Annotated in this window: 12 protein-coding genes; 11 read left to right on the top strand and 1 reads right to left on the bottom strand. The window is 38.6% G+C overall.

The genetic code is table 11. From position 1 onward, the window contains the following. Window positions 1–129: 129 nt before the first annotated feature. The 6 genes from vanR to ACTQXY_RS11715 are packed head-to-tail and all read left to right on the top strand — an operon-like array spanning window position 130 to window position 6,079. Window positions 130–819 carry a VanR-ABDEGLN family response regulator transcription factor gene (gene vanR / locus ACTQXY_RS11740; protein ID WP_004614354.1) on the top strand — a complete coding sequence of 230 codons (690 nt, stop codon included), beginning with the start codon at window positions 130–132 and terminating at the stop codon, window positions 817–819. Next, window positions 809–1,996: an ATP-binding protein gene (locus ACTQXY_RS11735; protein ID WP_441659602.1), complete on the top strand. Its 1,188-nt coding sequence runs from the start codon at window positions 809–811 to the stop codon at window positions 1,994–1,996. Before vanR ends, ACTQXY_RS11735 begins: the two co-directional genes overlap by 11 nt. After that, window positions 1,929–2,984, top strand: a complete 1,056-nt coding sequence (locus ACTQXY_RS11730) for a metallophosphoesterase (protein WP_441659601.1) — start codon at window positions 1,929–1,931, stop codon at window positions 2,982–2,984. Before ACTQXY_RS11735 ends, ACTQXY_RS11730 begins: the two co-directional genes overlap by 68 nt. A gap of 2 nt (window positions 2,985–2,986) precedes the next feature. After that, window positions 2,987–4,498, top strand: coding sequence for an AAA family ATPase (locus ACTQXY_RS11725; RefSeq protein WP_441659600.1), 1,512 nt, complete (start codon window positions 2,987–2,989; stop codon window positions 4,496–4,498). Next, on the top strand, window positions 4,482–5,513 hold the full coding sequence (locus ACTQXY_RS11720) for a 3-deoxy-7-phosphoheptulonate synthase (RefSeq protein WP_441659599.1): 1,032 nt from the start codon (window positions 4,482–4,484) through the stop codon (window positions 5,511–5,513). Before ACTQXY_RS11725 ends, ACTQXY_RS11720 begins: the two co-directional genes overlap by 17 nt. A 56-nt stretch (window positions 5,514–5,569) precedes the next feature. Continuing rightward, window positions 5,570–6,079, top strand: coding sequence for a helix-turn-helix domain-containing protein (locus tag ACTQXY_RS11715; protein ID WP_441659598.1), 510 nt, complete (start codon window positions 5,570–5,572; stop codon window positions 6,077–6,079). Here ACTQXY_RS11715 and ACTQXY_RS11710 read toward each other — a convergent pair. Next, the gene (locus ACTQXY_RS11710; protein WP_441659597.1) at window positions 6,072–6,542 is read right to left on the bottom strand and encodes a DUF5626 family protein; all 471 of its coding nucleotides are present in this window, start codon (window positions 6,540–6,542) and stop codon (window positions 6,072–6,074) included. The genes ACTQXY_RS11715 and ACTQXY_RS11710 overlap by 8 nt on opposite strands. 374 nt (window positions 6,543–6,916) lie before the next feature. On the opposite strand from ACTQXY_RS11710, the gene ACTQXY_RS11705 reads away from it, so the two are divergent. The 5 genes from ACTQXY_RS11705 (at window position 6,917) to ACTQXY_RS11685 (ending at window position 10,599) form a co-directional block, all read left to right on the top strand. Continuing rightward, window positions 6,917–7,276 (top strand): hypothetical protein, encoded by a 360-nt coding sequence (locus ACTQXY_RS11705; RefSeq protein WP_441659596.1) that lies wholly within the window; start codon window positions 6,917–6,919, stop codon window positions 7,274–7,276. A 1,247-nt stretch (window positions 7,277–8,523) separates the two neighbouring features. Beyond that, window positions 8,524–8,880, top strand: a complete 357-nt coding sequence (locus ACTQXY_RS11700) for a hypothetical protein (RefSeq protein ID WP_441659595.1) — start codon at window positions 8,524–8,526, stop codon at window positions 8,878–8,880. A gap of 165 nt (window positions 8,881–9,045) precedes the next feature. Then, the gene (locus ACTQXY_RS11695) at window positions 9,046–9,216 is read left to right on the top strand and encodes a hypothetical protein (RefSeq protein ID WP_441659594.1); all 171 of its coding nucleotides are present in this window, start codon (window positions 9,046–9,048) and stop codon (window positions 9,214–9,216) included. 341 nt (window positions 9,217–9,557) lie between these two features. Next, a complete protein-coding gene (locus ACTQXY_RS11690; RefSeq protein ID WP_441659593.1) occupies window positions 9,558–9,752 on the top strand; it encodes a hypothetical protein in 195 nt (64 codons plus the stop codon). Window positions 9,753–9,768: 16 nt separating this feature from the next. Then, complete coding sequence (locus ACTQXY_RS11685; protein WP_441659592.1) at window positions 9,769–10,599, top strand: hypothetical protein; 831 nt, start codon at window positions 9,769–9,771, stop codon at window positions 10,597–10,599. Window positions 10,600–10,653: the final 54 nt, after the last annotated feature.

The raw sequence follows: 10,653 nt of genomic DNA, 5'->3' as shown, positions 1-10,653 counted from the left end.
TGTAAGATATTCATAAGTCTATTATGCAGGAAAAAGGAAGAAAAAGAAACCCCCTAACCCCTCAAGATTGAGGGGAAGGGGAGCTGAATAGGCGAAGCCTATTTTTTAATAATCAGAAGGGAGAAAAGTATGAATATATTAGTAGTAGATGATGAAAAAGAGATTGCGGATGTCATTGCATTATATCTGCAAAATGATGAATATCAGGTACATAAGTTCTATACAGGAGAAGAGGCATTAAACTGCATTGAGACGACGAAGATTGATTTGGCGCTGCTGGATGTGATGCTGCCGGATATTGACGGGTTTGAGATTTTAAAAAGAATACGTGAAAAATATACATTTCCGGTGATTATGCTGACTGCGAAAGTGGATTACATGGACAAGATTACCGGATTGACTCTAGGAGCGGATGATTATATTCCAAAACCATTCAACCCGCTGGAACTTGTTGCCAGAGTGAAAGCGCAGCTTCGGCGTTATACACAGTACAACGATGGAGGAAAGATAGAAGGCGATGTAATCGATTTTGCAGGAGTGCTGCTAAACAGAACGTCTCACGAGTGCATTTTTAATGAGCGTTCGCTGACATTGACACCGATTGAGTTCGATATTTTATGGCTTCTCTGTGAGAATCGTGGCAAAGTGATTAGCTCAGAGGAGCTGTTTCGAAAGGTTTGGAAAGAAGAATATTATAAAAACAGCAACAATACGGTGATGGTGCACATCAGGCATTTGCGGGAAAAAATGAGTGGACCGACCGGAAAGTCGGATTTCATCAAGACCGTCTGGGGAGTGGGATATAAAGTTGAAGAATAAATATCGAAAATTAAAATTAAGTATTTTATTGCAGACCGTGTTTGTGACAGCACTGACTATTTTAGTCGGAGGATTTATACTGGAATATTTTCTGGAGGACTCTTCGAACGATCTCGTAAAACTGCTGACGTCTGTTCATGTTCAGGAGGAAAGTGCAAGACATTGGTATTGGAGAGTGATAGGAAACAATAAGGATTTCTTTCTTGTGATTGGATTTTTGTGCCTGTTTTCTTTATTTTTTTATGCGGCATTATCAAAAATGGTAAAATATCTGAATCAGGTGGAGACCGGGATCGATAACATTGTTTTAGATTCGGCAGATTCTATTCATATGATCACGGAACTAAAGCCGATTGAGACAAGGCTTAATGAGATCAAGCAGATTTTGAAAAAGCAGGAGCAGGAAGTGATTGAGGGGGAGAAAAAGAAAAATGACCTGATCGTATTTCTGGCACATGATTTAAAAACACCGCTCACTTCAATTGTAGCGTATCTGACGATGCTTGACAGTTATCAGGACATGCCGGAGGAAGAACGACAGCGGTATACACATATTGCATTGGAGAAATCCATCCGACTTGGGGAATTGATCAGTGAGTTTTTCGAGATTACAAAATTTAATCTGCAAGATATCGTGTTAGAGCCGGTGGAGCTGAATCTTTCAATGATGCTCGAACAGCTTGCCGATGAATTATACGGAGTGCTGAGGGAGAAAAATTTGACTTGTGAGGTTGAGGCGGCTGAGGATATGGTAGTTTATGGAGATGCAGATAAGCTGGCAAGAGTATTTGACAATATCTTGCGAAATGCGGTGTCTTATTGTTATCCGAATACAAAGATTCGGATTCAGGCGGAGATGACGGAAGAAGGGAATCGCATTGTGTTTTCCAATAGAGGGAAACAGATACCAAAGGAACAGTTGGGGACAATCTTTGAAAAGTTTTATCGTTTGGATGAGGCGAGACATAGTACGACCGGAGGTGCAGGACTTGGACTTGCCATTGCAAAAGAGATTGTAGAGTTACATGGAGGTACTATTCGGGCAGAAAGCGATGAGGAGGAGACACGTTTTATCGTAATGCTGCCGAAGAAAGAAGAAGGGGAGAGAGATGAAATTCATTCATATAGCGGACGTCCATCTAGGGGCAGAACCAGAAGGTTTAAAATTAGGCAGTAAAAGCCGTGGACAGGAAATATGGGAAAGTCTGGAGCAGATCATTAAGATCTGTGAGTGGGAAGAGGTTGATCTGTTGTTGATCGCAGGAGATTTGTTTCACCGTCAGCCATTAAAGAAAGAGTTGAAAGAGCTGAATTATCTGTTTTCACGGCTTACAAGGACAAAGGTGGTGTTTATAGCGGGGAACCACGATTTCATCAAACCAGATTCTTACTATCTTACATTCAAGTGGCATGAAAATGTCTATCCATTGCTGAATGGACATATGGGAAGTGTTGACTTTAAAGAATTGAAGACACGGGTTTATGGTCTGAGTTACTATCAGAAAGAGATCGGAGAAGGACTTTATGATCGGGCAAAGGCGCCTAACAAGCAGAAATATGAGATTTTATTGGCGCATGGTGGGGATGAAAAGCATATACCGATAAAAAAAGAAATTTTGAGTAATCTTGGGTACAGCTATATTGCGATGGGGCATATTCATAAGCCACAGGCATTGGTGGAGAATCAAATCGTGTATGCGGGGGCGTTAGAGCCAATCGACAAAAATGACACTGGAAAGCACGGCTATATCCGTGGCGAGGTGACAGAAAAAGGTGTGAAAGCAGAATTTGTTCCAAATGCAAAAAGAGAGTACATGCATCTGCCAGTTGAAGTAGGAAAGAATATGACAAATGGTTTTGCAAAGGAAAAGATTCGGGAGATGATTCAGATAAATGGAATTGAGAATATTTATAAATTCATTTTAACTGGTTTTCGAGATGCGGATATCACGTTTGAACCTGAGAGTCTGAGAAGTTATGGGAATGTTATTGAGATTGTAGATGAGACAAAACCATCGTATGATTTTGACAAATTATTGGAGGAGAACAAAGGAAATCTCTTGGGAAGATATATTGAGAGTCTGAGAGAATGTGAGGATGGCAGTGTGGCACACATGGCATTGTACGAAGGAGTACAGGCGCTGCTGGATACGAAGAGGAGTTGACTATGAAGATAAGGGAACTTTATTTGAGAAATTTTGGAAAGTTCTCAGGAAAAAAGATTGTGCTGAAAGATGGAATCAATCTTTTTTATGGGGAGAATGAGTCTGGGAAGACAACGATTCACACGTTTATGAAAAGTATGCTGTTCGGGCTGGAGCGCGGAAGAGGAAGAGCATCGGTAAATGATACGTTCAGCATCTATGAACCGTGGGAGAATCCGAATTATTATTCCGGGACACTTCGTTTTGAAAGCGGAGGAAAGAATTTTTTATTGGAGCGAAATTTTGATAAATATTCAAAAAGCGCGAGGCTTATTTGTGAGGATGACGGAGAGGAATTTTCGCTGGAGCACGGGGATTTAGAGATGATATTGAATGGACTGGACGGCTCGAACTATGAAAATACAGTAGCGATTGGTCAGATGAAGGTGGAGCCAAATCAAAGCCTTGCAGTGGAAATTCAAAACTATGCGACAAATTATTATTCGACCGGAAATAGCGATATCGATCTTGATGGGGCGCTGAATCAATTAAACAAAAAGAAAAAAGAAGTCGAGGGAGAGATTCGGAAGTCCTTGCAGGAAAAACAGCAGCAGCGTTATGCAATCGAGCAGGAGACAACGTACCTCTGGCGCGATATTCATAAACTGGAGCAGGAAATCGAGGAAGTTGACGGTAAAATCGGCAAAGAGGAAGCGCGCGTGAAGGAAGAGTGCCGAAAATACGAAGAGGAAGGCAGATGGAGAGTATCTCCGATCAAAGTTGCAGCGATGGCAGCGATTCTTGTGGCAGTGTTTATTATTTTTCACAGACCGTGGAATTATCTTGTGATGATTGTTCTTTTGCTCGCCGAGGGCATGTATGTGTGGAACCGAATCAAAGAAGGTAAAAAGAAGCCGAAAAGTGAGATGGAAGAAGAGCAGAAAAAGGTATTGGATAAGCTGTTGTGGCAGAAAGAACATTTGCAGGGAGAGTTAAAAGAAAAACAGATTCAGTACGGAAATGTGCAGGAGCAGTTGAGTGAACTGGATGAAGTTAATGATGACTACAGAAAACAGGATATGAAAAAACGAGCGCTGGAGCTTGCCTCGGAACGTCTGCTGGAACTTTCAAAAGATGTTCATAAAGAACTTGGTGTGAAATTAAATGAAAAGGCGTCTGAGATTCTCTCAGAGATCACAGGTGGAAAATATACGATGCTTTTGATTGATGAAAAGCTGAAAATGAGCCTGTATACAGGAGAGCGAAAAATCGGAATCGAGCAAGTGAGCCGCGGAACAATCGAGCAGATTTACTTTGCAGTTCGTATGGCGGCAAGTGAACTATTGCACGAAGAAGAGTATCCGGTTATATTGGATGATACATTCGTGTTTTATGATGACCAAAGGCTTGAAAATACGCTGAAATGGCTTGCAAAGCATAAAAAACAGGTGTTGATTTTCACCTGTCAGAAAAGAGAACAACAGATATTAGAAAAGTTAGAGATAGGAGAGAAAAATTATGTCAATGAAAATTAACCATCAATTATGCAGCCCGGAAACACTGAAAAAAGAGTACCCAATGGCGGACTCACTGAAAGCATTAAAACAAAAAAGGGATGAGGAAATCAAAGCGATTTTTGCAGGAGAATCTGATAAATTCATCGTATTGATCGGTCCTTGCTCAGCGGACAATGAAGATGCAGTGTGTGAGTATGTAGGTCGCCTTGCGAGAGTGAATGAGCAGGTGAAAGATAAATTGATGATCATTCCGCGTGTTTACACAAACAAACCGCGTACAACAGGGGAGGGGTATAAAGGAATGCTCCACCAGCCGATCCCGGATGAAGCGCCGGATCTTTACGGAGGGATCATCGCAATCCGCAAGATGCATCTTCGTGTCATTCAGGACTATGGATTCACATGTGCCGACGAGATGCTCTATCCGGAAAACAGAAGCTACTTAGACGATATTCTCTCTTATGAGGCGATTGGAGCTCGCTCTGTGGAAGACCAGCAGCACAGATTAACTGCAAGTGGAATGGACATTCCGGTCGGTATGAAAAACCCGACGAGCGGCGACTTTACAGTGATGCTGAACTCCATCGTGGCAGCACAGGCAGGACATAACTTCATTTACAGAGGATATGACGTGACAACAGACGGAAATCCATATGCACACGCAATCTTGCGCGGCGGTGTGGACAAGTACGGAACATGCATTCCGAACTATCACTATGAAGACTTGATTCGACTTCTCGAGATGTATGAGAAGTGGGATTTGAAAAATCCAGCTGCCATCGTGGACGCAAACCACTCCAACTCCAACAAAAAATATAAAGAACAGCTCCGTATTGTCAGCGAAGTGCTTCACAGCAGAAATTATAATGCAGACATCAAGAAACTTGTCAAAGGTGTGATGGTGGAAAGTTATCTTCTGGAAGGAAATCAGAAGATTGACGAGCAGAGAATCTTTGGAAAGTCTATTACAGATCCTTGTATCGGATGGGAAGATACAGAGAGATTGCTGTATAAGATTGCGGAGATGTGCTAGAATGGATTAAGGTAGCCCTTGCGATGTAAGCTGTAATCAAGAAAAGGAGATCGTAAATGAAGATTGGAGAGAAACTGAAAGAGGAGAGGGAAAAGAATAAATTGTCGCAGAAAGATGTGGCAGACAGATTACATGTCGCGCGTCAGTCTGTCTCAAGGTGGGAGACCGATCAAAGTTACCCGGATTTGGAGAATCTGATGGCATTGGGACAATTGTATCATGTCTCGATAGATGAATTGCTTGGAATAGAGAGAGAAGAGGTGATTCCCGAATCTGCGGAGAAAAAAACAGTAGAAGAGGAAGAGGACAAACCTGTAAAAAGAGCAGAGTTGGACTGGAAAGAGCAAGGCATGGTTTTTGCCTTTGCTCTTGCGTCCTGTTTGTTTCCTCTGTTGGGGGTGTTCGTTCCGGGAGTGCTTTTTTGGAAATATTGGAGAAAGAAAGTGGGGGTATTGTTAAAAATACTGCTTGTTATGTGTATTCTGGTCAGCATATACAATTGTGTTGTCTGGATACAAGCAATATTTTTTGAATCTTATTATGTGAATGTAGAGGTTGTCAAATAACAGTCACTTTTAGGGAGGAAGAGGTTAAAGTTGTGCGAACTCCATAATTAATGGAAAGTAGTAAATGTTTCCAAGTGAAATGGAGAATACCCTGTTTTGAAGTTTCTAACTTTAACTTTAAGTTTTGTGCACTTCCTAAAGCAGTGGCTACATATGGAGACGAAAGAGAGGTAATAGCATTGTTTTTTACTGTAACGTTATAACCTGCTTTCCATGCTTTATTAGAGTGGGATACAGAAATTTTATATGTACCATTTGCTACAGAACGAGAACGGGAAGAGCCTTGCTCTATGGAGACATAAATAGTATTGCCTTCTGAACCGACTAGGGTAAATGTCTGTTTGCCACCTTTTTCAAGATTATAACAAGCGGTTGAAGAATTAGGTGTGTCAGCGGCATTCGCCGTAAAACAGCTACTAAAGCATAACGTGAGACAAATAAATAATGGAATAAATTTTTTCATAGGTTTTCCTCCTTTGTGTGTGGGCAATGAGATTTTTTTCTCATTACCCGAAATTTTTTTGTTTCATATAGTGTTAGTATAAGAAAATATTGACAGTTCTGTAAAGAAACTAATGCTGCATCTGTCAATTATTGATTGCTTTTCGGGGATTTGAAGGGAAAATAAGGGAGCAATAATTAATTGACAGAGTGCAAGTGAAGTGTGCTTGCTTTTTAGATAAAAAAATGCGATTATTGTGAAAAATAATAGAAAAGGGGGAGATTCCAATGGGACAGAAGTATATGAAGTCAAAAGAGAAAATGAAAATTGTAGGTTCATAAGCGAGGAGGAAAAGTTATGGTAAAAAATTATTAGCAGCTGTATTGGCTGTAAGCATGATGTTTGGATTGGGAACAACAGCTTTTGCTACTGAAGAAGCAGGTATGGTGTTGGGGGATGAGAACGAATCCTTAGCAACGACAACTGGAAATGAGTTGTTAGACGAGTTGAATGCTATTGACTTCGACAAAGAGGTCACATTTACAGCATTACCTCAATCACGATTAAGTGATCAAGAGTTGTTGAATTTTGATTCGGTTGAGGCAGCAGAAGCATATCTAAAACAATTAATGGTTGAACAAAGAGAATTTACAGTTCCTACTGGAGAATTTGTACAAAACCAACCACGACCATTGTTTGACAAAAAATCTATTGAGAGTCGTGCTGGATGGCATTACAATACTGTATATTGGTGAGGAGGTGGAAACACTAGTTTGTTGTCGCTGACAAACGCCGAGATCAAATTTTATTATAACAATAGTAGCGTTTCAAAGATTTCTGTCAGTAATTCTTATATGACGGGTATCGTTGGTGCTACGTGGACACATAGATACGGTAGTGGCACTCCAGTAGGTGGAAAGAAGGCGAAATTTTCTGTGACGGGAACTTGGTTCATTGGTCTTTCTATAGGCGGATTCCCTATTGGTGCATCTTTTAATGAAACACTAAAGTCCCCTACGATAACTTTGACTGTATAAAGTGTAGATTAGCTATAAGATATGGTGGACTGTGTTTATATATTCGCTACCTATTAAAATTAAAATTATAATGATAAAGGTGAACTATGAAAAAAATTAGTTGGAAAGTATTAAATTTTGCAGTTTATTTTGAATTATTGCTGTCATATTTTTTGCCTTTCAAAATTGTTAATAAATATGAATATCAAGTTGGCTTTCCGTTTCCGTTTTTGACAGTTTATGATAAGGCAATCATTCATATTAATCCATACCAATCAATGCTCCTAAATGGGTGGATTTTATTGTTAAATTTGGTCATCATATATTTTGTAACTGTTTTAATAATAAAACTATATAAAAAGATAAGGAATGAAACCACGACCACTCTTTAATAAAATTCACCCCATATATTATACTGGAATTGTCAACATTTTTAGACACAAAGTTAGGTTCATTTAGAAGAAGATTGGTAGAGATTAGTAAGGGACTTCCATTGGACAAAGAGAATGAAGAGGGTTTGACGGAAGAGCAGAAAGAACAAATTATAAATGCAGAGGGAAAATGGACAGGCAGATTATAATATTGGACTGATTCTAGGTCTTTCTATAACTGTAATTTTGATAGCAGCAGTTGTAGCAAAAGTTTATAAGACGAAAAGGTCTTAGTGAAAGAAGTGTTATGTTGGTAGTACTGGGGGAGATGCCTCAATAATTGCAAAAAAGATGAAATATTAGATACTGAGGGTGTGTCAGCATGACATGCCCTCGGTATTTAATGTTTTATCCTACTTAGATTTTACTATTGTGATATTTTTTGTTTTATATAGTGTCGCAGTATAAGAAAATGTTGACAGTTCTGTAAAGAAACTAATGCGTACATCTGTCAATTATTGATTGATTTTTGGGGGGGGGTGAAGGGAAAATAATAGAAAATGGGGAGACTCCAATGGGGTAGAAACATATGGAGCCAAAAGAGAAAAGAAACTTGTGTTACAACAAAGAGAGCAGGTCGTAGAAATAAAAGGAAATGAAATTATGATTTCTGAACAAGCGAAAGCATTTAGTCCTAGAGCAGCGGGTAAAGGAGTGATCAAGGTTGTTTGGAAAGGAATTTATATAGATTTATATTTAAAAGATGCACATGCTAAAAACGTAAGTGATGTCTCGCAAATGACAGCTGTATTGCCGGATTTTATTCCAGAGCCAGTAGTATCTAAAATATTAGCAGCTTGCCTTTCTCTAAATTCTATTATAATGAATAGGCAAAACAAAGGAAAAGGTGTAGGTATGAGCTTGTTAATCACACCCCCTACAGTACAAATTATTTGGGTAAGATCACAATAGGAGAATACATTTTATAGACATTTTGTTGGAAATAATTTTGATTTGGCAATCGTATTCATGTGTAATTATAATCAAAGATTAGGAAGGGGAAAATATTTTATAATTCGTATAACAGAGGGACGATCGTTTATGGTCATACTATCTTACTTAGGAGGGGAATATAATATGAGTGATTTACTTTTGATATTAGGAATTGCATTAGCAATAGATACAGTGATATGGGTTTGTGGGCATAGTGGAATTGTAAAGATGAAACCCCAAATGAAGAAAAAGTTGAATGTAATATTTTATTTGTTATTGTTTCTCATAGCTGTTTTAAATCTATTAATATTATAAGACTGATTGACAGGTGCGAATTATATTAAAAACTTGAAAATGAATTAGTAAAATGCTATTCTGAAGTTAGAAAAGATGTAAATACATTAAGTGTAACGGAGGAATAGCATTTTTAGAAATATCACAAATAGAGTTGATACCGCTTCAAGAGAATGGATTTAAAACTTAGGACTTTGCTTATTGTGGTGATACTGCTGGAATTAGCTGCTTCGATAATTACGAAAAGATAAGTTTGAATTTGGATATTTTTCAAAAATAGTATTGCGGTAACGCATGCAATTGGTTTTATGCTTGGAATAAGAGCAAACCTGCAGAAAATGTATTGGTGGAGACAAAAGTAGATGCTTATAATTCATTTTATATTAGTCATTGTATTGATTTTAGGAGCGCCATATTTTCCGAGCTGTATATTTCAAGTGATTTATTTATATGATTATCATTTTCACGATATCAGATTTGCAAATATCATCTCATCAATTCGGACATGTGGAATCATTCTTTCAGCTTGTGGAATTGCACTATATTATAAAAAGTGAAAGAGGGGGTACGTTTATGAAAAAGATAATATCAGTCATAATAGTAGCGGTTTTGACATGCAGTTTTACAATGCTCTGTCAGGCGAGTGACATGTATGATAAGCAAGCTGGCTTAGAAGAAATTGAAAAGTTATCATCAGAAATTTTGGAATTTGTAAACAACGGTTATAGAGGGGTGTATGACGGAGAACCAGCTGGGGAAAAAGACATTGATTTTTCAAAGGCATATAAAACATATGTGGATTTGGATATTTTTCAAAAAGAGAAATTATCAGAGGAAGAATTGGAGAAAATGATTCAAGAAAGTCCGGTAGTTTGGACGGTGCCGGTATATTATGATGAAGCAACATGTTTGGTAGAGATTAGTAAGGGACTTCCATTGGACAAAGAGAATGAAGAGGGTTTGACAGAAGAGCAGAAAGAACAAATTATAAATGCAGAGGGAAAATGGACAGTAGTCAGCTGCTCATTTGAAGACGGGCATGTGGATAGGCTTGAAGAGATATCATCCACTTTAAAAGAGAACAATATGGCAGAAGATGAGAACTATGTTTTGTTAGGGGGCGTGCCTAACGTCCGCACGGAGCTTATAGCATCGGTCAAAGATGGCTATATTGATAAATTAATATCTTCAAAACGGGATATTGAGTTGGGAAATGCCGTTTTAAAAGAAGGGGGAGCTTATTCTTTTAGTCAATTTAGAAATGCAGTTCTAGGTGACGCTTCTGTAATGCCAATTGAAGAAGGAAAGACAGATGATAATATTGGACTGATTCTAGGACTTTCTATAGCTGCAATTTTGATAGTGGCAGTTGCAGCAAAAGTTCATAAGACGAAAAGGTATTAATGAAAGAGGTAAATACCATATGAGTGCAGTACAAATCTTAGGAGTTTCAAAAAT

This window comes from Faecalimonas sp. LCP19S3_D12, from assembly GCF_052121495.1.
GTDB lineage: Bacteria > Bacillota > Clostridia > Lachnospirales > Lachnospiraceae > Faecalimonas.
Note: the sequence above shows the minus strand (reverse complement) of the source record. Positions and strands in the feature narration are given on the sequence as shown.